Origin of the sequence: Candidatus Mycobacterium wuenschmannii, from assembly GCF_030252325.1 — a bacterium.
GTDB lineage: Bacteria > Actinomycetota > Actinomycetes > Mycobacteriales > Mycobacteriaceae > Mycobacterium > Mycobacterium wuenschmannii.
Genome location: NZ_CP126981.1, coordinates 813,686 through 834,693 on the forward strand (window position 1 = coordinate 813,686; position 21,008 = coordinate 834,693).

The following is a 21,008-nucleotide window of genomic DNA, read 5'->3' on the forward strand; positions in this document are numbered from 1 at the left end:
CCCGCACGCGCCGCTCTACATCCCGGGCGAGATCTGCGGCACCGTCGGTGCCGACCCGACGGCCAAGCCCGATGAGTGCCTGACGCTCGTCCAGCATCAGGTCAGCGCGGGAAACATCAGCGCGCCGCCGGCCGTCACGCCGTCGCTGCTCGACATCATCAACCAGGCGCACGAGCACGACATCGACCTGAAGATCGTCGTGCTCGACCACAACCCGCCGAACGACACCCCGCTGCGCGACATCGCGACGGTGGTCGGCTCCCAGCACCCGGACGCGACGGTGCTGGTTCTGAGCCCGAACTTCGTCGGTAGCTACAGCACCCACTTTCCCCGGTCGACCCTCGAGATCGGCGAAGACCACGCCAAGACCGGCAACACGGTGGCATCGGCGCAAAATTTTCTGCACCAACTCGAGACGCCGCAGTTCCCTTGGACGCCATTCACGATCGTCGTGCTGCTCGGCGTATTGGCGACCGTCGCCGGAACGCGTTTCCTGCAATTGCGCGCCCGGCGGTCAGCAACTCCGGCACGTAGTTCCGGCGGGCCCGCGCAAGGCGCCGATCAGAGCGCTTAGCGGGCAGTATTCCTCGTGTGTCGGATAGCGCCGGCATCGACACCGCTTTCGCGGGCAAATTAGTGATGTCACCGTAGGGTCACAATCCTCAGAAGAACAGACTTGTAATTTGTGACATACGTTTCCGCTGGGTCAGATGTGACTTACGGTGCAGGAGATGCATTTGGTTTATTCGTGCTTCCAGTGATCGCTGGTAGCTCGGAGTACTAGCGCCATCCGCCCCGCGTTGAGCCGAGGAGATCCGAGTCGAATGAGACGCAACTGCCGCGGCTCGTCTATCCGATTGGCGACCCCGTTGACCTTCCGAGTCGCCCCCGCTGTGCTCAGCGTCGCGCTGCTGCTGGGTACGCCGGGGTTGGCCAAGGCCGATCCGGACTCGATGGCCAAGCTGATCGCCGAGGTGGCCCAGGCCAACCAGCGCCTGGAAAACCTCAACGCGCAGATCCAGACCGAAGAGGAAAGCGTCAACAAGGCCGTCGTCGACGTCGAGAACGCGCGCGACAATGCCGCCACCGCACAGCACGACGTCGAGACAAGCCAGGCGTCGGTCAAAGACGCGGACGCCGCAATTGCCGCCGCGCAGAAGCGATTCGACCGTTTCGCGGTGGCGAGCTACGTCAACGGCCCGTCGGACAGCTACCTCACCGCGCGCACCCCCGAAGACATGATCGCGACCGCGGCGGCCGGCCAGGCGCTGGCCACCAGTTCGCGGCAGGTGATGGACAACCTGCAGCGGGCCCGCACCGAGCAGTTGAACAAGGAATCCTCGGCACGACTGGCCAAGCAGAAGGCCGACAAGGCCGTCAGCGATGCGCAATCCAGCCAGAACACCGCGGTGGCGGCCCTGGTCGACGTGCACCGCAAGTTCGGTGAGCAGCAACAGGAAGTCACTCGACTGGCCGACGAGCGCAACGCGGCCCAATCAAGACTCGACGCCGCCCGCAATTGGACGGCATCCGCGGGCGGACCGGATGCCGGACAGCGGGCGGCGTCGTCCCCCGGAGATCGCTGGGACCCGGCCGCGCCGGGTTCGCCGGAGAAGCCTCAGGGCCACGGCGGCAACTGGGACGGCGCGTGGGATCCCACGCTGCCGATGGTGCCCAGCGCCAACGTGCCCGGTGACCCGGTCGCGGTCCTCAACAAGGTCCTCGGGACGATGTCGACCTCCTCCGAGGTCACCTCCAACATGGGCCGCAGCTTCCTGCAGCAGCTCGGATTGGCGCCCACGCCAACAGGTTTCACCAACGGTAAGATCCCACGGGTCTACGGCCGGCAGGCATCCGAGTACGTGATCCGCCGCGCCGGCTCCCAGATCGGTGTCCCGTATTCGTGGGGCGGTGGCACCGCCGCCGGCCCGGGCAAGGGCATCGGTTCGGGCTCGGGAACCACTGGCTTCGACTGTTCCGGCCTGATCCTCTACGCATTCGCCGGAGTCGGCATCAAGCTGCCGCACTATTCGGGCGCGCAGTACGACCTCGGTCGCAAGATCCCGGCGTCGCAGATGCGCCGCGGCGACGTGATCTTCTACGGCCCCGGCGGTAGCCAGCACGTGACGCTCTACCTCGGTCAGGGTCAGATGCTCGAGGCTCCCGACGTGGGTCTCAAGGTCCGGATCGCACCGGTCCGCACCAGCGGCATGACGCCGTATGTCATCCGCTACATCGAATACTGATCCATTGAAAGGATCTATGCGCCAGAGGTTTTCCGACTCCGAGGGTGTGCGCTGGACCAGGCTGGTCTGGCCGGTGCTGGCCGCCTTCGGCCTGCTGCTCGGGCTGACGGTTCCGGCTCAGGCCGAGGATGGCGCGTGGGACCCGACCCTGCCGCCGACGATCAGCGCGGGCGCGCCGGGTGACCCGGTGGCCATGGCCAACCAGTCGCTGCAGGCCACCGCGCAGGCGACGCAGACGACGCTCGGGTTGGGGCAGCAGTTTCTCAGCGGACTTGGAATCAACCTCGGCGGAACTCCACCGACCACCAGCGCCAACGGCATCCCGCGGGTGTACGGCCGCCAGGCCGTCGAATACGTCATCCGCCGTGGGTCCTCGCAGATGGGAGTGCCGTACTCCTGGGGCGGCGGCACGCCGAACTCGCCGAGCAAGGGCATCGACTCCGGCGCCAACACCGTCGGCTTCGACTGCTCGGGCCTGGTCCGCTACAGCTTCGCCGGGGTCGGGGTGCTGCTACCGAGGTTCTCCGGCGACCAGTACAAGGCCGGGCGGCACATCCCGCCGTCGCAGGCCAAGCGCGGCGACCTCATCTTCTACGGCCCCGGCGGCGGCCAGCACGTGACCATCTATCTGGGCAACGGTCAGATGCTGGAGGCTTCGGGAAGCGCCGGCAAGGTCACCGTCAGCCCGGTCCGCAAGGGCGGCATGACGCCGTTCCTGACCCGGATCATCGAGTACTGATCGAGTACCGGAGCAGGCCACGTCGACGGATTCCGGGTGGCCTGGAATAGTTGAACCAGGGCACACCGCTGCCCCGTGACGTTCGTGGTGCGAGAGTCGCGTCTGATTGAGCCTTGGAAGGTCTGAGCCGTGGAGGGTAATCGATGACATCAGCAGGCGGGCCGCCGCCGGGCACCAGCGGTTACTCGGGTTCTGGCAGTGCTTCGACGGCTCCGGCGCACGCGGCCCCCGGCGGGGGCGGTAACGGCCTGGCGGCCGAGGTGCACACCCTGGAACGGGCCATCTTCGAGGTCAAGCGGATCATCGTCGGCCAGGACCAGCTCGTCGAGCGGATGCTCGTCGGCCTGTTGTCCAAGGGCCACGTGCTGCTCGAGGGCGTGCCCGGTGTCGCCAAGACCCTTGCCGTCGAGACCTTCGCCAAGGTGGTCGGCGGATCCTTCGCCCGCATCCAGTTCACCCCGGACCTGGTGCCCACCGACATCATCGGTACCCGCATCTACCGGCAGGGCAAGGAAGAGTTCGACACCGAGCTCGGTCCCGTCGTCGCGAACTTCCTGCTCGCCGACGAGATCAACCGCGCGCCGGCCAAGGTGCAGTCCGCGCTGCTGGAGGTCATGCAGGAGCGGCAGGTCTCCATCGGTGGCAAACGATTCCCGCTGCCCAACCCGTTCCTGGTGATGGCCACGCAGAACCCGATCGAGCACGAGGGTGTCTACCCCCTGCCCGAGGCGCAACGCGACCGCTTCCTGTTCAAGATCAACGTCAGCTACCCGTCGCCCGAGGAAGAGCGCGAGATCATCTACCGGATGGGCGTCAAGCCGCCGGAGCCCAAGCAGATCCTGGACACCAGTGACCTGCTGCGACTGCAGGACATCGCCGCGAACAACTTCGTCCACCACGCGCTGGTCGACTACGTGGTGCGGGTCGTCACGGCCACCCGACACCCCGAGCAACTCGGCCTCAACGACGTCAAGAGCTGGATCTCGTTCGGCGCCTCGCCTCGTGCCTCGCTGGGCATCATCGCGGCGTCGCGTTCGCTCGCCCTGGTCCGCGGTCGCGACTACGTGATCCCGCAGGACATCGTCGAGGTCATCCCCGACGTGCTGCGCCACCGCTTGGTGCTCACCTACGACGCGCTCGCCGACGAGATCTCGTCGGATGTCGTCATCAACCGGGTGCTACAGACCGTCGGGATGCCTCAGGTGAATGCTGTCCCGCAGCAAGGGCATTCGGTGCCCCCGGCAATGCAGGCCGCGGGTGCGGCCAGCGGTCGGTGACCGATAGCAACTCCGCCGCGGAGAAGCCCGTGGCTACTCATCCGCCATCGATGCTGCGCGGGAACATCGACGATCCCAAATTGGCGGCGGCACTGCGGACCCTCGAGCTCACCGTGCGGCGCAAGCTCGACGGTGTGCTGCATGGCGATCACCTCGGCCTGATCCCGGGTCCGGGGTCGGAGCCGGGGGAGTCACGCGAGTACCAGCCCGGCGACGACGTACGCCGGATGGACTGGGCGGTCACCGCGCGCACCACTCACCCGCACGTGCGGCAGATGATCGCCGACCGTGAGCTGGAGACCTGGCTGGTGGTCGACATGTCGGCCAGCCTCGACTTCGGCACCGCGGTGTGTGAGAAGCGGGACCTGGCCGTCGCCGCCGCGGCCGCCATCACATTCCTCAACAGCGGCGGCGGTAACCGGCTCGGCGCGTTGATTGCCAACGGCGAGAAGGTAACTCGTGTTCCGGCCCGCTCGGGTCGACAGCATGAGCAGACGCTGCTACGGACCATCGCGACCATGCCGAAGGCCCCGGTCGGTGTGCGCGGCGACTTGTCGGTCGCCATCGACGCGCTGCGCCGTCCGGAACGGCGCCGCGGGATGGCGGTGATCATCAGCGACTTCCTCGGCCCGATCAACTGGATGCGACCGCTGCGGGCGATCTCCGCGCGCCACGAGGTGCTCGGCGTCGAGGTGCTCGACCCCCGCGACGTGGAACTGCCGGATGTCGGCGACGTCATCCTCCAGGACGCCGAGACCGGCCGCTCCCGCGAGTTCACCATCGACGAGCAACTGCGCGACGACTTCGCGAAAGCCGCTGCCGCACACCGCGCCGACGTGGCCCGCACCCTGCGCAGCTGTGGGGCACCGCTGCTGTCGCTGCGCACCGACCGTGACTGGATCGCCGACACCGTGCGCTTCGTCGAATCGCGCCGCCGCGGCGCGCTGACGGGTCGCCAGTGACTTCCGCTGTGCACGCGGGCCTCAATATCAAGACGGGTTTGCTATGACTTTGCCGTTACTCGGGCCGATGACGCTTTCCGGGTTCGCCCACGCGTGGTTCTTCCTGTTCCTGTTCGTGATCCTGGCGATCGTCGCCCTCTATGTCTTTTCGCAGCTGGCCCGGCAGCGCCGGATGCTGCGCTTCGCCAACATGGAGCTGCTGGAAAGCGTTGCGCCGAAACAACCTACGCGGTGGCGGCATCTGTCGGCGATTCTGCTGGTCGCGTCGTTGCTGCTGTTCACGATCGCGATGGCCGGTCCGACCCACGATGTCCGGATCCCCCGTAATCGCGCGGTGGTCATGCTCGTCATCGACGTCTCGCAGTCCATGCGAGCCACCGACGTCGAACCCAACCGGATGGCCGCCGCCGAGGTCGCGGCCAAGGAGTTCGCCGGCGAGCTGACCCCTGGTATCAACCTCGGCCTGATCGCCTATGCCGGCACGTCGACGGTGCTCGTCCAGCCCACCACGAACCGCGATGCGACCAAAGCCGCACTGGACAAGCTGCAGTTCGCCGACCGCACCGCCACCGGCGAGGGCATCTTCACCGCCCTGCAGGCCATCGCCACCGTCGGCGCAGTGATCGGTGGCGGCGACACCCCGCCGCCCGCGCGAATCGTGCTGTTCTCCGACGGTAAAGAGACGATGCCGACGAACCCGGACAACCCGAAGGGTGCCTTCACCGCGGCGCGCACCGCCAAGGATCAGGGCGTGCCGATCTCCACGATCTCGTTCGGCACCCCGTACGGGTTCGTCGAGATCAACGGGCAGCGCCAGCCGGTGCCCGTCGACGACAGCACGATGAAGAAGGTCGCTGAGCTGTCCAACGGCACCCACTACGATGCCTCGAACCTGCAGGAGCTCAAGCAGGTTTACGCATCGCTGCAACAGCAGATCGGTTACGAGACGATCCGGGGTGACGCCAGCATCGGCTGGCTGCGACTGGGTTCGCTGGTGCTCGCGTTGGCCGGGCTGGCGGCGCTGCTGATCAACCGGCGGCTGCCGACGTAGTTCGCTCGCGCCGGCGACCTCGGTGGGTTTATCGACCGTAACGCTACGGCGCTAGTCAGCCGCCCGATCCCGCCACGGCGTTACGCTCGGCGAGCGCGTGCCGCTCGAACCCGCCGAAGCACGTCCAGTGGATGGTCCCCGGCGACGACGCGAACGAGGATCCACCCTCGATGTTCGACCATCTCGAGTCGGCGGATGTCTTTGACATATTGGACGCGATCCGTTCGATGGTGGTCGCCGTCGTATTCCACGGCGACCAGGATGTCTTCCCAGCCCATGTCCAAATACGCCACAACACAACCGAATTCATCGCGGACCGGAATCTGGGTCTGCGGCGCCGGAAGCCCGCCGCGGATCAGCAGCAGGCGTAGCCAGCTTTCTTTCGGTGACTGTGCTCCGTCATCGATCAGATCCAGGGCAGCTCGGGCGCGGCACATTCCGCGCCTGCCTCGATATCGGGAAACGAGTAGCTCGATGTCCGCGGGCTTCAACGTGACCGCCTGCGCGAGCGCATCGATTGCGGCCACCGACGTGTTGATCGGGTAGCGCCTGGCGATGTCGAGGGCGGTCCTGGCCGGTGTCGTGACCCGCATGCCATCGACCACGCTGATCTCGTCGCACTCGATACTTTCCTCCCAGGCCCGGACTCCGGCGGCTGGGCGGCGGTTGCTGTCGATGATCGCCGCCGGCCATGCCGGGTTGATCCACCGCGAGCCGTGGAGCGCCGACGCGGAAAAGCCCGCCAGGATTCCCCGGCGCCGCGACCGTAACCAACAGGCCCGCGCGCGTCTCTTCGGCGTCAGCTCTACGTCGCGCGCCAGGTACACATCTCTATACACCCGGACGCAGCGCCGTCTTAACTGGTCACGAGTCAATTCTCCGGCGTTGAGCGCCTCGGTTCCGAGAAACGGCTCATCCATGGCGGGCAGTGTGCCGGTGCTATCCGACACGCTTCGCGAGCGTGACGGCACGGCGCCGTTCCGCGGCGTGACCCCGCCATGGCGTCACGCTCGGCTGCGCTCGCCGTCGGCGCCGGGCGATTTCGGCCCGGCTGTGGTCAAGCGATAGGTTGTCGGAGTGACTGACGAAGCCACTGACGGCGGCAAGCCCGCGTTCGTATCCCGCTCGGTCCTGGTCACCGGTGGAAACCGGGGGATCGGGTTGGCGATCGCGCAGCGACTCGCGGCCGACGGCCACAAGGTCGCCGTCACCCACCGCGGATCCGGCGCCCCCGAGGGTCTGTTCGGCGTGGAGTGCGACGTCACTGACAGCGAAGCCGTCGATCGCGCCTTCATCGCAGTCGAAGAACACCAGGGTCCGGTCGAGGTCGTGGTGTCCAACGCCGGTGTCTCCGCCGACGCGTTCCTGATCCGGATGACCGAAGAGCGGTTCGAGAAGGTCATCGACGCCAACCTCACCGGGGCGTTCCGGGTGGTGCAGCGAGCGTCGCGCAGCATGCAGCGAAAGCGGTTCGGCCGCTTGATCTTCATCGGATCGGTATCGGGCACCTGGGGGATCGGCAACCAGGCCAACTATGCGGCCTCCAAGGCCGGCGTGATCGGCATGGCCCGCTCGATCTCGCGTGAGCTGTCCAAGGCCAACGTGACCGCCAACGTCGTCGCGCCCGGCTACATCGACACCGACATGACGCGCGCGCTCGACGAGCGAATCCAAGAGGGCGCACTGGATTTCATTCCGGCGAAGCGGGTTGGTACCGCCGCCGAAGTGGCCGGGGTGGTCAGCTTCCTGGCCTCCGAGGACGCGAGCTACATCTCCGGTGCCGTCATCCCGGTCGACGGCGGCATGGGCATGGGCCACTGACTTCACATCACGAGACAAGGACGGACATGGCGGGACTGCTCGAAGGCAAACGAATCCTGGTCAGCGGGATCATCACCGACGCGTCGATCGCGTTTCACATCGCCAAGGCGGCACAGGAACAGGGCGCCCAGTTGGTGCTCACCGGATTCGACCGGCTACGGCTGATCCAGCGCATCGCCGACCGGTTGCCGGAGAAAGCCCCGCTGATCGAACTCAACGTGCAGGACGAGAAGCACCTCGACACCCTCGCCGAGCGGGTCACTGCCGAGATCGGCGACGGCAACAAGCTCGACGGCGTCGTGCACTCGATCGGCTTCATGCCGCAAACCGGAATGGGCATCAACCCGTTCTTCGATGCGCCCTACGAAGACGTCTCCAAAGGCATTCACATCTCAGCCTATTCGTACGCATCTCTGGCCAAGGCGTTGCTGCCGATCATGAACCCCGGCGGGTCGATCGTCGGCATGGACTTCGACCCGACCCGCGCGATGCCGGCGTACAACTGGATGACGGTCGCCAAGAGCGCGCTGGAATCGGTCAACCGGTTCGTGGCGCGGGAAGCGGGCAAGTTCGGTGTGCGGTCGAATCTCGTTGCCGCCGGACCGATCCGGACCCTGGCCATGAGCGCGATCGTCGGCGGTGCACTCGGCGACGAGGCAGGCGCCCAGATGCAGCTGCTCGAAGAGGGCTGGGACCAACGGGCGCCGATCGGGTGGAACATGAAAGACCCGACGCCGGTGGCCAAGACGGTGTGTGCGCTGCTGTCCGAGTGGCTGCCGGCCACCACCGGCACGATCATCTACGCCGACGGCGGCGCCAGCACGCAGTTGCTCTAGCGCCCAATGGATTTCGACGCGCTCCTACTGCTGTCCTTCGGAGGTCCGGAAGGGCCCGAGCAGGTGCGGCCGTTCCTCGAGAACGTCACCCGCGGGCGCAACATCCCGCCGGAGCGGCTCGACGACGTCGCGCAGCACTACTTGCACTTCGGTGGGGTGTCGCCGATCAACGGCATCAATCGCGACCTGATCGTCCAGTTGGAGTCCCAGGTGGACATCCCGGTGTACTTCGGCAACCGCAACTGGGAGCCCTATGTCGAAGACACCGTCGCGGCCATGCGTGACAACGGGATTCGGCGCGCGGCGGTGTTCACCACGTCGGCGTGGAGCGGCTATTCCGGGTGCACACAGTATTCCGAGGACCTGGATCGCGCACTGAAGTCGGCCGGACCCGGTGCGCCCGAACTGGTCAAGCTGCGGCGCTACTTCGACCATCCACTGTTCGTCGAGATCTTCGCCGACAACCTCGTCGCGGCCGCGAAGTCGGTGCCTGAGGACGCCCGACTGGTGTTCACTGCGCATTCGGTACCGAGCGCGGCCGACGACCGCCAGGGACCGAAGTTGTACAGCCGCCAAGTACATTACGCCGCAAGGCTTGTCGCGACGGCGGCCGGATACGACGACTACGACGTCGTGTGGCAGTCACGCTCCGGTCCGCCGCAGGTGCCGTGGCTGGAACCGGATGTGGCCGACCACGTCGCCGCGCTCACCGAGACCGGTACGACGGCGGTCATCGTCTGCCCGATCGGATTTGTCGCCGACCACATCGAGGTGGTGTGGGATCTCGACGCCGAATTGCGCGCGCAGACCGACGCGGCCGGCGTCGCCCTCGCCCGGGTCAGCACCCCGAACGCCGATCCTCGCTTCGCGCGCCTTGCGGTCGACCTGATCGATGAACTGCGCCAAGGCAACCCGCCCGCGCGGGTCGCCGCGCCGAACCCGGTACCCGGTTGCTCGGCCGGAATCAACGGCGAGCCATGCCGTCCGCCGCATTGCGCCGCCGAGGTGTGGCCGACCTAAATCTGCCAGGCGGAGTGCAGAATCGCGCTCAGCGCAGCCATTCTTGCCGAACGGACCACCGCCGCCAGCGGCCGCAGCGCATCTGTGGCGATCTGCGCCTCCGACAGCGACTGGGTGCCGATCCGGCTCAGTCCGGCGCTGACCGTGATGATCGCGTCGACATGCGCCGCGTTCTCCAGCACCCGCATTGCCCGTGACGGTGCGTGTTCCGGAATCTGGTGGTGCCGAGTCGATTCCAGCAGTTGCTCGACCATTCCGCGCGGGTCGTCGACGTCGACTCCGGCCGAGCCGAGTCCGATCGTGGTGAGGGCGTCCGCGGCCGAGCGCACCGCCAGGCGTAAGTCGTATTCGGCCTCGCCCAACTCGACATGGTCGAGCATCGGGGCGCCGGGAAGCGAGTAAACCGTCCACGACAACGCGGCGAGTTCCGGAATCACCGATTCGTCGTCGGACTCGTCGTACTCGAATTCCGGCACCAGCCCGACGGCCTTGGCCGGATCGTCTGGGTGGACGACGATCACGGCTTCACCCGCGGTCATCGCGTCGCGCTCGAACTGGGTGCCCGGGGGCAGGCCGCGACTGTCGCCGGGAATCGGCAGCACCACCGCCACCGACGGCGTGCCGGTCGACGACCGCCCGGCGGCCGTCCGCAGCGTCTGGAGCAGCGAAACCACGCCTGCGTCATGGATATCCGGCCACGGCAGCCCGGTGTGGCCCGCGGCCACCGAGTCGTAGGCGGTGACGGATTGTGCTGGTGCCCAACAAGATAACGCGTCGAGGACGTCGTCGGGCGCGGCCCGGCCGGCCAGCCAGGCATTGGCCCAGACCGAGAGCGTTGCGCTTGGGCACCACATGGATATGAAGTCTAGTTGTTCACCGTGGCCACGGCCGGTCTCGCGATATCCTGACGGCATGTCTGCGGCCGTGATCTGGCTGATCGTCGCGATAGGACTGGCCGGTACCGAGGCGCTCACCGGCGACATGTTCCTGCTCATGTTGGGCGGCGGGGCGCTGGCCGCCTCCGGATCGAGTTGGTTGCTTGGCGCTCCGATCTGGGTCGACGGCGCGGTGTTCCTGGTGGTGTCGGTGCTGCTGCTGGCGCTGGTGCGGCCGGCGCTGCGGCGACACCTGACGCCGAAGATCATGACGACGGGCATCGCGGCGCTGGAAGGCAAGCCCGCGCTGGTGCTCGACCACGTGGCCCGCGACGAGGGTCAGGTGAAGGTAGACGGTCAAGTGTGGACCGCGAGGCCATTGAATGAGGGCGACGAGTTCGAACCCGGCGAACAGGTCACCGTCATGCGTATCGATGGGGCCACTGCGGTGGTCTGGAGAAGTCCGTAATCGTCCGAGAGCTCTAGGAGAATCGAATGGGTGCAACTGCCGGGCTGTTGTTCTTTGCCGTGCTGGTGGTGTTCGCGGTCATCGTCGTCGCCAAGTCGGTGGCGCTGATTCCGCAGGCCGAGGCGGCCGTCGTCGAGCGGCTGGGCCGCTACAGCCGCACCGTCAGCGGGCAACTCACCCTGCTGGTGCCGTTCATCGACCGCATCCGCGCCCGGATCGACCTGCGCGAGCGGGTGGTCTCGTTCCCGCCGCAACCGGTGATCACCGAGGACAACCTGACGCTGAACATCGACACCGTCGTCTACTTCCAGGTGACCAACCCGCAGGCCGCGGTCTACGAGATCAGCAACTACATCGTCGGCGTCGAGCAGTTGACGACGACCACGCTGCGCAACGTGGTCGGCGGCATGACGCTGGAGCAGACGCTGACCTCCCGCGACCAGATCAACGGCCAATTGCGTGGCGTGCTCGACGAGGCGACCGGCCGCTGGGGGCTGCGGGTCGCGCGCGTCGAACTGCGCAGCATCGACCCGCCGCCGTCGATCCAGGCGTCGATGGAAAAGCAGATGAAGGCCGACCGCGAGAAGCGCGCGATGATCCTGACCGCCGAAGGAACCCGCGAGGCCGCCATCAAGCAGGCCGAGGGGGAGAAGCAGTCCCAGATCCTCGCCGCCGAGGGTGCCAAGCAGGCATCGATTCTCGCCGCCGAGGCCGACCGGCAGTCCCGGATGCTGCGCGCGCAGGGTGAACGGGCCGCGGCATTCCTGCAGGCACAGGGCCAGGCCAAGGCCATCGAGAAGACGTTCGCGGCGATCAAGGCCGGCCGGCCCACCCCGGAAATGCTGGCCTATCAGTACCTGCAGACACTGCCCAAGATGGCGCAGGGCGACGCCAACAAGGTTTGGGTGGTGCCCAGCGACTTCGGCACCGCACTGCAGGGCTTCTACAAGTCACTCGGCGCACCCGGCGACGACGGGGTGTTCAGGTTCGCTCCCTCGCCCGTCGAGGACACCCCGGCCAAACCCGAGGACGACTCGGACGTCAAGGACTGGTTCTCCACCGAGACCGACCCCGCCATCATGCAGGCGGTCGCCAAGGCCGAAGCCGATGCGCACAAGCCCGTCGAGGGTGTTCTGCCGCCGCGCCACCAGTTGGGACAGTGACGTGGGCGCGCTGACCTCGCCGAAGACATACGCCGGCCTGGCCGCGTTCCAGGCCGTCGATGCGGTCGCCTGCGCGATCCCGATCCCGCCGATCACGAAAAGCCTTGACACGTTGGGTGTTCCGCAGGACATCCGCTGGGTGCTGCCGTCGGCGAAAGGGGCGTCGGCGATCGGTTTGCTCGCCGCGAGCCGATTCCCGGCATTGGCACGGCTGACGACCGCCATGCTGACCCTGTACTTCGTGCTCGCAGTGGGAGCGCACCTACGCGTCCGGGACAGCATCGTCAACGCGATCCCGGCCGCGTCGTTTCTGGCGCTCTACGCCGTGTTGACGGCGAAAGGGCCCGCGCCTGACTAGTCGAGCCGGAACTCGACGATCGGCAACGCGGTATTGGTCTCGGCGATTGGGCAGCCGAGCGTGTGCTCCAGCACGGGTCTGAATCGGGCCCACGCCCGCGGGTGTCGCTTGATGTAATCGCCGAGGGCGTGGTCCGCCTCGTGTCGGGGGAGGATTCGCGCCGATGCCGCGACGGGAGAGCGGCCGCTGACGTAGACCCACGCCCGGGGTGAGGCGCTGACGTTGCGGAACCACTGCGCCTTTTCCCCGAATCCGGAGGCGACGAGGTATGTCTGTGGTGTGGGATGGCCGATGACCTCGAGTACGACGTAGCGGCGGTTGCCTGTCTTGCGCCCGATGTGTTGGAGCATGATCAGTCGCTCACCGAACAGCGCGCCGGCTCCCAAACGGTAGGCCCAGATCGGGATGCGCATCAGGGCCCTCGTGCGCAATACGCCTGCTCCGAGCGCCGCGAGGCGCGACCGAAGCCAAGCGGTGGCAGACACCTACCCATGGTGGCGGACCGGGCTGCAAATTAGCTGGATGCCCGTTGTCGGTGCGGCATCCGTCACTCACATGTTCGAATCGAGCGTTAATGGGTACCTGAGCACCTGATGACTACCGCAAGCCGGCGCGTCGGCCTCGGTCGGCGCCGTCGGCGTAGGTGGACGCGCGATCAGATTCAGGTCACCGACCCCGAGCAGATGCGCCAATCGCTCAAAGGCGCATCCATCGGCAATTTCATGGAGTGGTACGACTTCGGGGTCTACGGCTACATCGCCACGGCGCTCGCACAGATCTTCTACCCGGGTAACAGCGTTAGCGCAGTTCACCTGCTTGCCACCTTCAGCACGTTGGCGGCCGCGTTCGTGGTGCGGCCGATTGGTGGGCTGATCTTCGGCCCGCTGGGCGACCGGATCGGCCGTAAACGGGTGCTGGTGATCACCATCGTGCTGATGACGATCGGGACCACCGGCACCGGCCTGCTGCCCGGCTACAGCACCATCGGGGTCTGGGCACCGATCCTGCTGGTCGTTGCCAGGGTGTTCCAAGGGCTGTCGACCGGTGGTGAATATGTCGGGGCGATGACTTACATCGTCGAGCAGGCCCCCGACCGCAAGCGTGGGAGGGTGGTCGGCTTTCTGCCGCTGGGCAACCTCGCCGGTTTCGTGGCCGCCGGTCTGGTCGTCACGGCCCTGCAGACCTTCCTGACCAACCACCAGATGCTGACGTGGGGGTGGCGGGTTCCGCTGCTGATCAGCGCGCCGTTGGGACTGGTGGCGATATTCATGCGGATGCGACTGCAGGAGTCGCCGTCGTTCCAGGGCGGGGACACCCCGGCGGCATCCGAAGAAGACTCGGGCAACTACCGGCGCACCATCGCCGAGCAGTGGAAGCCGATGCTGATCTGCGCGGCGCTGGTCTACACGTCCAACGCGGCCGACTACATGCTGACCGGATATTTGCCGACCTATCTCAAGGTCTTCGCCCACATCAGCCACACGTCGGGGCTGACCATGATCACCGTGACGCTGACCATTCTGGCAGTTCTACTGGTCCCGGTCGCGTCGCTGTCGGACCGAATCGGGGTCAAACCGATCATGCGGACCGGTTGCGTGCTGCTGATGGTCGCGTCCATTCCGGCGTTCTTGTTGATCCGGGACGGCGGCGGTCGCCTGTTGGTGTTCCTCGGCGTGCTGCTGCTCGGCCTGATGGAACTGTGCTTCGACAGCACCTCGCCCGCCACGATGCCCGCGCTGTTCCCGACCAATGTTCGCAACGGCGCCCTGGCCATCTCCTACAACGTGTCGATCTCCGCGTTCGGCGGGACCACCCCGCTGATCGCCCAGGCCTTGGTCTCGGGAACCGGCAACTTGATGGTGCCGGCGTACATGTTGATCGTCGCTGGGCTGGTCGGCATCGTCACGCTGGCATTCACGCCCGAGGTCGCCGGCAAGCGACTGCCCGGATCGCCGCCCACCGTCGAGACCGAGGAAGAAGCCCGCGAACTGGTCGAGGGTTGCGACTAGTCGGTCAGTGCGGAGTGCTGCGCGGGCACGGTGGGGGATAGACCGGGATGCCGGCGCTGCCCCAGCCGCCGCCCGGGCCCACGCGAGGGCCGTCCCAACACTTCTTCGCCTTCAGAACGGGCGTAGGCGGCGGGCCAGGCGCGGGGTCGGCGGGCGCCGCTTCGGCGACGCCGACGCTCAGGGATAGTGCCGCGGCGAGGGCTGCGATTGCGAAACTTAGTCGCTTGACGTGCATCGTTGCTGCCTCTCAGGCGGAAGTCCGCCATTGCGATTAGCCGATCAGTGTGGGGCGCCGGGCGGGCACGGCGGCGGGTAGACCGGTATGCCGGCGCTGCCCCGGCCGCTGCCCGGGCCGACGCGGGGGCCCGACCAACAGGTCTTCGCTTTGTGTGGGGGCGCGGGCGAGGTCGGACCCGGAGGAGGGTCAGCGGGCGCGGCGTCCGCGACCCCGACGCCCAGGCTCAACGCGGCAACCAGCGCGGCGGTCGCGATAGCCAGTCGTTTGACGTCCATTGTTGTTGCCTCTCAGGCGGAAACCCGCCAATGCAACGGTGGTAATGCTTCAGATTTTCAGTCTATCGACGAAATGCCGCGGGCGCCGCTGCGTCGTCGGGGTCGGTCTGCGCGGCGTGGTGGTGGGTGCGGTACCGGCGGATTTCGTAGCCGAACAACGCCAGCCCGACCAAGCCGGTGCACGCGGAGATCAGCACCAGCAGTGGACTGACGTGGCCGGTGAGCGCGTCGCCGAGGATTACCACGGCCGAGGTTCCGGGCACCAGTCCCGCCACCGTCGCCAGCGTGTAGGGCAGCACCCGGACTCCCGACGCGCCGGCGGCATAGTTCAGCGGGGCGAACGGCACCACCGGGACCAGCCGCAGCGACAGCACCGCCAGCCAGCCGCGCTCGCGCAGCCGGGCGTCGACGCGGTCGACGGCCGCGTGCCGAACCAGGCGGCTGAGTTGCCAGCCCGCGGCCCGGACCAATCCCAGGGCGATCAGCGCGCTGACCGTGCTGGCCACCACCGCCAGCCCGATTCCGAGCGCCGGCCCGAACAACAGTCCGGCGGCGAGCGTGAAGGCCGTCCGCGGGAACGGCAGCACGGTGACGACGATGTGAGCGCCGAGAAACGCCAACGGCAACCAGGGGCCCATCGACGTCGACCAGTCCCGCAACTGGATCGCGCTCGGCAACCGGACCAGCAGCGCCACCGCGACCATGGCGGCGACCGCCAGACCGGTCCACGCGAGCCGACGCGTGGAAATCTGGCGCGCGGTGGTCGCCAGCGCCGAGCCCAGCGGGCGCAGCGAGTCGGCGATTCGGTCGATCGGGCGCCGGGTCACAGGGTGCAGCCTACGCGGCGCGTCAGCGGACGATCAGCGACAGCAGTCTGCGGCCCAAAGGCATTGCCGGTGAACGTGTTTCGTCGTTGACCGTGACGTCCGTACCGGACCGCAACCGCAGCTCGCGCTGCAGGGTGTCGTGCAGCGTGCCGGCCGCCGCCGGGCAGCCGTGGCAGGCGCCCGACAACCGGACGTTCACGCGGTCGCCCTGCACCGACACCAATTCGATCGCCCCGCCGTGCGATTCGGCCAAGGCGCCGACGGGTCCGGCGAGCAGTTCGGCGGCGATCGCGGCCAGTGCGGCGGTGTCGTCGACCGCGTCGACCCGCCAGGAGGCCGGATCCTGCAGGGCGTCGGACAGCGCCTGACGGATCACGTCGCCCCACTGCCGCCAGGTCTCGCCGCGGCGCAGGGTGATGAGCACATCGGCTGGGCGCACGGCGATTTCGTCGATCACCCCGTCGTCGAGCAGCGCGCCGAGACGCATTGGGGCCCCCCGCACCGCGCCGCGGGTGGGCAGCCGCTCGGCAGCGACCACCCAGCGCAGTTGCTGGGGGTCGGCGGTCGCTGTGGCGTGCAGCGGGATCATGCGCCCAGGCCCGTCGCGACCGAGCGCGCAACGAATGCCATCGTCCAGGCCAGCACGAACATGTAGCCGAACGCGAACGTCGGCCATCGCCAAGAATTGGTCTCGCGGCGCATCACCGCAATCGTGGACATGCACTGCAACGCGAACATGAAATACACCATCAGCGCAATCACCGTGGGCGCGGTGAAGATTCGCTGCCCGCGATCATTCGTCATCGTGGCCAACGCCTGCTGCGGAGCGTCCGGGTCGCTAGCGGCCGCTACCTGCCCGAGGGTCGAGACGAACACCTCGCGGGCCGACAGCGAGCCGACCAACGCGATGTCGGTGCGCCAGTCGAAACCGAGCGGCGCAAAGACCGGCTCGACGGCGCGGCCCACGTCGGCGGCGTAGCTGTGGTTCATCACGAACGCAGTGGCCTCGGTCGCGGACATCTCGCGCGTCTGCGCTTCGCGAATAGGCAGGTTGAGCAGCGCCCACAGCACCAGCGAGGTGGCCAGGATGATGGTCCCGGCCTTGCGCAGGAACACCCGCGCCGCGCTCCACATCGCCGCCAGCATCGCCTGGATCGACGGCAGCCGGTAGGGCGGTAGCTCCATGGTGAACGGCAGCAGGTCCCCACGCAGGATCGTGGATTTGACCACGAAGGCGGCGATCAGGGCCGACAGCCCGCCGCCCAGGTAGAGCAGGAACATCGTGACGCCCTGCGCGCTGAGGCCCCACCACCGCGTTTGCGGCGCCACCAGCAGGCCGACCAGCAGCGTGTACACCGGCAGTCGCGCCGAGCACGTCATCAACGGCGCGGTAATGATGGTGGCGATCCGGTCCCGCGAGGACGGCAGCGTCCGGGTCGCCATGATGCCCGGGATCGCGCAGGCGAACGACGACAGCATCGCGACGAACGCGCGGCCCTCCAGTCCGGTCTTGGCCATTACGCGGTCCATCAGGAACGCCGCCCGCGACATGTAGCCGACGCTCTCCAAGAAAGCGAGCAAACAGAACAGCAACACGATCTGCGGCAGGAACTGCAGGACGGTCCCGACTCCGCCGATGAGGCCCTGGCTGAGGAGTCCGCGCAGCACGGGGTTGCCGACGTGGTCGGCGACCTGGCCGCCGAGCCAGATCAGCGCGCTGCCGATGCCGTCCCGCAACGGCGCGGCGGCGGTGAACAGCACCTGGAAGAACGCGAACATCATCGCGAAGAACGTGACCGTGCCCCACAGCGGATGCAGCAGGACCCGGTCGATGCGGCGGGTGCGCTGATCCGGTTGCGGCGCAACGTAATCGGCGGCCTCGAGCACCGACTCGCCCCACGCGTCGATGTCGGCCGGGTCGGTCGGCGGCAGCACCGGCGGTCGCTGCCACTGCTCGAACGAGGCGAGCCGCTGACGGACGGCGTCGATGCCAGAGCCGCGGTGGGCCACCACCGGAGCGACCGGGATGCCGAGGGCCGCCGACAGCGCGCCGACGTCGATGCGGCCGCCACGGGCCGTGAGTTCGTCACCCATGGTCAGGGCCAGCAGGCACGGCTGGTCCAGGCGGAGCACCTGACCGATCAGCAGGATCGACCGCCGCAGGGTGGTGGCATCGGCGACCAGGATCAGCGCGTCGGGCGGGTCGATCCCGGGATACGAGCCGGCCAGCAGGTCGGTGACGACCTGTTCGTCCGGGCTGATCGGGTCGAGACTGTAGGTGCCGGGCAGGTCCTCGACCGCGACCGGGACCCCGTCGGTAGAAGTAGTGGTTCCGACACTGCGGCCAACCGTGACGCCCGGATAGTTGCCAGTCTTGGCGCGCAGCCCGGTCAGGTGGTTGAAGACGCTGGTCTTGCCGGCGTTGGGGCTGCCGACCAGCGCCACGCGGCGGACGTCGGCGACGGCGACCGCGGAGCCTTCGACGTCATGGCAGGCCGTCATCGGTCTGCTTCGGGAAGGACTTCGATGAGCTGAGCTTCGCGGCGGCGCAGGCACAGTTCGGTGTCGTGCACCCGGTAGATGGTCGGGTCGCCGAGTGGCGCCCGACGGACGACGTCGACGCGGGCCCTCGCCCGAAAGCCCAACTGATTTAGGCGGTTCGCGATCACCGGATTGGCCTCGGCGATCGTTCCCACCACCGTCGCCCACTGTCCGGGCGGCAGCTGGGCCAGCGCGATGGTGCGAGATTCACCGCGCGCGCCCCGTGGTTGAACAGCCATGATCGCCCTAACGTTAGCTGGCCTACCTTAGTAAGGTACTCCTCACTTCCACGGCCGTCATGGCTCGTCGAACCCGCTCGTCCGGTGTGAGGCGTGACACTCACGCCCATCATTTAGCCTGGTGGTCGGGTGACAGACCAGCGTCGGGATGTCACGTGCTGGACAAGGAGCCGCCGGTGTCAGTCGATGTGTCCGCTGAACCTGCCGACCTGGCACAAGGCCGTGCGCGCTGGCGCACCGCGGTGGCCGGGGTCCTGGCCAAGAGCACGAAGCGTGACGCTGACGATCTCGGGCCCGAGCCCGAGCAGATGCTCGAAACACCGACCTACGAGGCCGTCGCGATCCGCGCGCTCTACACCGCCCTCGACGAGCTGCCGGAACCACCGCTGCCGGGTGAATGGCCGTTCCTGCGCGGCGCCGACGCGCTGCGCGACGTCAAGTCCGGCTGGAAAGTCGCCGAGTCGATTCCGGCGACCCGGGTCGCCGGGGTGGCGGCCGAAGACGTCAACTCCGCGGTGCTGGCCGGACTCGCCGAGGGCGTGAGCGCGCTGCTGGTGCGGGTGGGGGAGTCGGGCATCGCCCCGGCGCAACTGGAGAAGGTGTTCGACGGCGTCTACCTGAGCATGGCGCCGGTCATCCTCGACGCGGGCGCCGACTACCGGGCGGCCGCCGATGCGTTGCTGGAACTGGTCAGTCGTGTCGAGGACGACCAGCGTGCGATTCTCTCGATCGACCTCGGGGCGGACCCGCTGACCGCGCCGCTCAGCGACCGGCCGGCCCCGACGATCGACGAGGTGGTCGGACTGGCGCGGACGGTGGCCGATCAGCCCGGGGTGCGGGCCATCACGGTCGACGGGCCGGCATTCCACAACCTCGGGGCCAACGCGACGTGGGAGCTCGCCGGCAGCATCGCCACCGCGGTGTCCTATCTGCGGGTGCTAACCGAGTCCGGGCTGCCGGTGACGAAGGCCTTGGCGCAGATCAGCTTTCGACTGGCCGCCGACGATGATCAGTTCCTGACGATTGCCAAGGTCCGGGCACTGCGCCGGTTGTGGGCGCGGGTGGCCGAGGTGGTCGGCGAGCCGGACCGCGGCGGCGCCGTCGTCCACGCCGAGACCTCGCTGCCGATGATGACCCAGCGCGACCCCTGGGTTAACATGTTGCGCACCACGCTGGCCGCGTTCGGCGCCGGCGTCGGCGGTGCCGACACGGTGCTGGTGTTCCCGTTCGACGTGGCGATCGACGGTGGATTCCCCGGCATGGCAACCAGTTTCGCGCGTCGGATGGCCCGTAACATTCAGCTGCTGCTGCTCGAGGAGTCGCACGTCGGGCGCATCCTCGACCCCGCCGGAGGGTCCTGGTTCGTCGAAGATCTCACCGACCAGCTGGCCAACCAGGCCTGGCAGAGCTTTCAGGCGGTCGAGCAGCGAGGCGGGTTCATCGACGCGCGCGGTTACATCACCGAGCAGATCGCCGAGATCGCCGCGCGCCGCACCGACGACATTGCGCACCGCAAGACCGCGATCACCGGCGTCAACGAGTACCCGAATCTCGCCGAAGCGGCCCTGCCGCAGTCTGATTCGGCCTACTCGCCCCTTGCGGCCGGCAAGCTGATTCGCTACGCGGCTCAGTTCGAAGCGTTGCGGGACCGGTCCGATGCCTTCCTGGAACGCACCGGCGCGCGTCCTACGGCGCTGCTACTGCCGCTCGGTCCGCTGGCGGAACACAACATTCGCGCGACCTTCGCGTCAAACCTGTTGGCATCCGGGGGAATCGAAGCGGTCAATCCCGGAACGGTCGACGCCGACGGTATCGCCAAGGCCGTCACCGACGCGGGCGCGCCGGTGGTGGCGGTGATCTGCGGGACCGACGGCCGCTACAGCGACGAGGCGTCGGCGGTCGTACGGGCCGCCCACGACGCCGGGGTCACCCACGTCTGCCTGGCTGGTCCGCAGAAATCGGTGACCGAGGCGGACCATCAGCCCGATGACTTCCTGACCGCGAAAATCAATGCGGTCGAAGCTCTTTCGAACCTGCTCGACCGGTTGGGGGCCTGACCACC

The 21,008-nt window shown here is 67.7% G+C and carries 22 protein-coding genes; 14 read left to right on the forward strand and 8 right to left on the reverse strand.

Annotated elements, in window-relative coordinates; all coding sequences use genetic code 11:
- Positions 1-31 precede the first annotated feature (31 nt).
- From PT015_RS04105 to PT015_RS04130, 6 genes are all read left to right on the forward strand, one after another.
- Positions 32-574 (forward strand): Rv1476 family membrane protein, encoded by a 543-nt coding sequence (locus tag PT015_RS04105; protein ID WP_285190914.1) that lies wholly within the window; start codon positions 32-34, stop codon positions 572-574.
- Between the two features lie 250 nt (positions 575-824).
- Complete coding sequence (ripA, locus tag PT015_RS04110; protein WP_285189007.1) at positions 825-2,246, forward strand: NlpC/P60 family peptidoglycan endopeptidase RipA; 1,422 nt, start codon at positions 825-827, stop codon at positions 2,244-2,246.
- 46 nt (positions 2,247-2,292) lie between these two features.
- The gene (ripB, locus tag PT015_RS04115) at positions 2,293-2,985 is read left to right on the forward strand and encodes an NlpC/P60 family peptidoglycan endopeptidase RipB (RefSeq protein WP_390887991.1); all 693 of its coding nucleotides are present in this window, start codon (positions 2,293-2,295) and stop codon (positions 2,983-2,985) included.
- A 143-nt stretch (positions 2,986-3,128) separates the two neighbouring features.
- Positions 3,129-4,262, forward strand: coding sequence for a chaperone MoxR1 (gene moxR1, locus PT015_RS04120; protein ID WP_285189010.1), 1,134 nt, complete (start codon positions 3,129-3,131; stop codon positions 4,260-4,262).
- A 50-nt stretch (positions 4,263-4,312) separates the two neighbouring features.
- Entirely contained in the window at positions 4,313-5,224 is a 912-nt protein-coding gene (locus tag PT015_RS04125; protein ID WP_285190915.1) for a DUF58 domain-containing protein, read from the forward strand.
- A gap of 43 nt (positions 5,225-5,267) precedes the next feature.
- Positions 5,268-6,275, forward strand: a complete 1,008-nt coding sequence (locus PT015_RS04130; RefSeq protein ID WP_285189012.1) for a VWA domain-containing protein — start codon at positions 5,268-5,270, stop codon at positions 6,273-6,275.
- Between the two features lie 80 nt (positions 6,276-6,355).
- Here PT015_RS04130 and PT015_RS04135 read toward each other — a convergent pair whose 3' ends face one another.
- The gene (locus PT015_RS04135) at positions 6,356-7,195 is read right to left on the reverse strand and encodes a type IV toxin-antitoxin system AbiEi family antitoxin (RefSeq protein ID WP_285189013.1); all 840 of its coding nucleotides are present in this window, start codon (positions 7,193-7,195) and stop codon (positions 6,356-6,358) included.
- 157 nt (positions 7,196-7,352) lie between these two features.
- On the opposite strand from PT015_RS04135, the gene fabG1 reads away from it, so the two are divergent.
- From fabG1 to PT015_RS04150, 3 genes are read left to right on the forward strand one after another with little or no spacing between them, the layout of a single operon-like run.
- On the forward strand, positions 7,353-8,096 hold the full coding sequence (gene fabG1, locus PT015_RS04140) for a 3-oxoacyl-ACP reductase FabG1 (protein ID WP_285189015.1): 744 nt from the start codon (positions 7,353-7,355) through the stop codon (positions 8,094-8,096).
- 26 nt (positions 8,097-8,122) lie between these two features.
- Positions 8,123-8,932 carry an NADH-dependent enoyl-ACP reductase InhA gene (inhA, locus tag PT015_RS04145; RefSeq protein ID WP_285189016.1) on the forward strand — a complete coding sequence of 270 codons (810 nt, stop codon included), beginning with the start codon at positions 8,123-8,125 and terminating at the stop codon, positions 8,930-8,932.
- 6 nt (positions 8,933-8,938) lie between these two features.
- Positions 8,939-9,952 (forward strand): ferrochelatase, encoded by a 1,014-nt coding sequence (locus tag PT015_RS04150; RefSeq protein WP_285189017.1) that lies wholly within the window; start codon positions 8,939-8,941, stop codon positions 9,950-9,952.
- Here PT015_RS04150 and PT015_RS04155 read toward each other — a convergent pair.
- Positions 9,949-10,806 (reverse strand): hypothetical protein, encoded by an 858-nt coding sequence (locus PT015_RS04155; RefSeq protein ID WP_285189020.1) that lies wholly within the window; start codon positions 10,804-10,806, stop codon positions 9,949-9,951. The genes PT015_RS04150 and PT015_RS04155 overlap by 4 nt on opposite strands.
- 58 nt (positions 10,807-10,864) lie before the next feature.
- On the opposite strand from PT015_RS04155, the gene PT015_RS04160 reads away from it, so the two are divergent.
- The 3 genes from PT015_RS04160 to PT015_RS04170 are packed head-to-tail and all read left to right on the forward strand — an operon-like array spanning position 10,865 to position 12,817.
- On the forward strand, positions 10,865-11,296 hold the full coding sequence (locus tag PT015_RS04160) for an NfeD family protein (RefSeq protein WP_285189021.1): 432 nt from the start codon (positions 10,865-10,867) through the stop codon (positions 11,294-11,296).
- A gap of 26 nt (positions 11,297-11,322) precedes the next feature.
- Positions 11,323-12,459 (forward strand): SPFH domain-containing protein, encoded by a 1,137-nt coding sequence (locus PT015_RS04165; RefSeq protein ID WP_285189023.1) that lies wholly within the window; start codon positions 11,323-11,325, stop codon positions 12,457-12,459.
- Position 12,460: 1 nt separating this feature from the next.
- Positions 12,461-12,817, forward strand: a complete 357-nt coding sequence (locus PT015_RS04170) for a DoxX family protein (protein ID WP_285189025.1) — start codon at positions 12,461-12,463, stop codon at positions 12,815-12,817.
- Here the strand turns inward: PT015_RS04170 and PT015_RS04175 are convergent.
- Complete coding sequence (locus tag PT015_RS04175; RefSeq protein ID WP_285190916.1) at positions 12,814-13,230, reverse strand: nitroreductase family deazaflavin-dependent oxidoreductase; 417 nt, start codon at positions 13,228-13,230, stop codon at positions 12,814-12,816. The genes PT015_RS04170 and PT015_RS04175 overlap by 4 nt on opposite strands.
- A gap of 270 nt (positions 13,231-13,500) precedes the next feature.
- Here PT015_RS04175 and PT015_RS04180 point away from each other — a divergent pair, with 270 nt between their 5' ends.
- A complete protein-coding gene (locus tag PT015_RS04180; RefSeq protein ID WP_285190917.1) occupies positions 13,501-14,826 on the forward strand; it encodes an MFS transporter in 1,326 nt (441 codons plus the stop codon).
- Between the two features lie 279 nt (positions 14,827-15,105).
- Here PT015_RS04180 and PT015_RS04185 read toward each other — a convergent pair whose 3' ends face one another.
- The 5 genes from PT015_RS04185 to PT015_RS04205 form a co-directional block, all read right to left on the reverse strand.
- Positions 15,106-15,339 (reverse strand): hypothetical protein, encoded by a 234-nt coding sequence (locus PT015_RS04185; RefSeq protein ID WP_285189026.1) that lies wholly within the window; start codon positions 15,337-15,339, stop codon positions 15,106-15,108.
- Between the two features lie 62 nt (positions 15,340-15,401).
- The gene (locus PT015_RS04190) at positions 15,402-16,166 is read right to left on the reverse strand and encodes a TVP38/TMEM64 family protein (RefSeq protein ID WP_285189027.1); all 765 of its coding nucleotides are present in this window, start codon (positions 16,164-16,166) and stop codon (positions 15,402-15,404) included.
- Positions 16,167-16,188: 22 nt separating this feature from the next.
- A complete protein-coding gene (locus PT015_RS04195; protein WP_285189028.1) occupies positions 16,189-16,755 on the reverse strand; it encodes a NifU family protein in 567 nt (188 codons plus the stop codon).
- A complete protein-coding gene (gene feoB / locus PT015_RS04200) occupies positions 16,752-18,668 on the reverse strand; it encodes a ferrous iron transporter B (RefSeq protein WP_285189029.1) in 1,917 nt (638 codons plus the stop codon). Before feoB ends, PT015_RS04195 begins: the two co-directional genes overlap by 4 nt.
- The gene (locus tag PT015_RS04205) at positions 18,665-18,946 is read right to left on the reverse strand and encodes a FeoA family protein (RefSeq protein WP_285189030.1); all 282 of its coding nucleotides are present in this window, start codon (positions 18,944-18,946) and stop codon (positions 18,665-18,667) included. Before PT015_RS04205 ends, feoB begins: the two co-directional genes overlap by 4 nt.
- Before the next feature lie 176 nt (positions 18,947-19,122).
- Here PT015_RS04205 and mutA point away from each other — a divergent pair, with 176 nt between their 5' ends.
- Entirely contained in the window at positions 19,123-21,003 is a 1,881-nt protein-coding gene (gene mutA / locus PT015_RS04210) for a methylmalonyl-CoA mutase small subunit (RefSeq protein ID WP_285189031.1), read from the forward strand.
- The last annotated feature ends 5 nt before the right edge of the window (positions 21,004-21,008 follow it).

What these genes read in the sequence shown, in the direction of transcription:
- ripA (WP_285189007.1), top strand. Translation starts at nt 825, where the DNA reads ATGAGACGCAACTGCCGCGGCTCGTCTATCCGATTGGCGACCCCGTTG.
- moxR1 (WP_285189010.1), top strand. Translation starts at nt 3,129, where the DNA reads ATGACATCAGCAGGCGGGCCGCCGCCGGGCACCAGCGGTTACTCGGGT.
- PT015_RS04125 (WP_285190915.1), top strand. Translation starts at nt 4,313, where the DNA reads ATGCTGCGCGGGAACATCGACGATCCCAAATTGGCGGCGGCACTGCGG.
- PT015_RS04130 (WP_285189012.1), top strand. Translation starts at nt 5,268, where the DNA reads ATGACTTTGCCGTTACTCGGGCCGATGACGCTTTCCGGGTTCGCCCAC.
- PT015_RS04135 (WP_285189013.1), bottom strand. Translation starts at nt 7,195, where the DNA reads ATGGATGAGCCGTTTCTCGGAACCGAGGCGCTCAACGCCGGAGAATTG.
- inhA (WP_285189016.1), top strand. Translation starts at nt 8,123, where the DNA reads ATGGCGGGACTGCTCGAAGGCAAACGAATCCTGGTCAGCGGGATCATC.
- PT015_RS04150 (WP_285189017.1), top strand. Translation starts at nt 8,939, where the DNA reads ATGGATTTCGACGCGCTCCTACTGCTGTCCTTCGGAGGTCCGGAAGGG.
- PT015_RS04155 (WP_285189020.1), bottom strand. Translation starts at nt 10,806, where the DNA reads ATGTGGTGCCCAAGCGCAACGCTCTCGGTCTGGGCCAATGCCTGGCTG.
- PT015_RS04160 (WP_285189021.1), top strand. Translation starts at nt 10,865, where the DNA reads ATGTCTGCGGCCGTGATCTGGCTGATCGTCGCGATAGGACTGGCCGGT.
- PT015_RS04165 (WP_285189023.1), top strand. Translation starts at nt 11,323, where the DNA reads ATGGGTGCAACTGCCGGGCTGTTGTTCTTTGCCGTGCTGGTGGTGTTC.
- PT015_RS04175 (WP_285190916.1), bottom strand. Translation starts at nt 13,230, where the DNA reads ATGCGCATCCCGATCTGGGCCTACCGTTTGGGAGCCGGCGCGCTGTTC.
- PT015_RS04180 (WP_285190917.1), top strand. Translation starts at nt 13,501, where the DNA reads ATGCGCCAATCGCTCAAAGGCGCATCCATCGGCAATTTCATGGAGTGG.
- PT015_RS04185 (WP_285189026.1), bottom strand. Translation starts at nt 15,339, where the DNA reads ATGGACGTCAAACGACTGGCTATCGCGACCGCCGCGCTGGTTGCCGCG.
- PT015_RS04195 (WP_285189028.1), bottom strand. Translation starts at nt 16,755, where the DNA reads ATGATCCCGCTGCACGCCACAGCGACCGCCGACCCCCAGCAACTGCGC.
- feoB (WP_285189029.1), bottom strand. Translation starts at nt 18,668, where the DNA reads ATGACGGCCTGCCATGACGTCGAAGGCTCCGCGGTCGCCGTCGCCGAC.
- PT015_RS04205 (WP_285189030.1), bottom strand. Translation starts at nt 18,946, where the DNA reads ATGGCTGTTCAACCACGGGGCGCGCGCGGTGAATCTCGCACCATCGCG.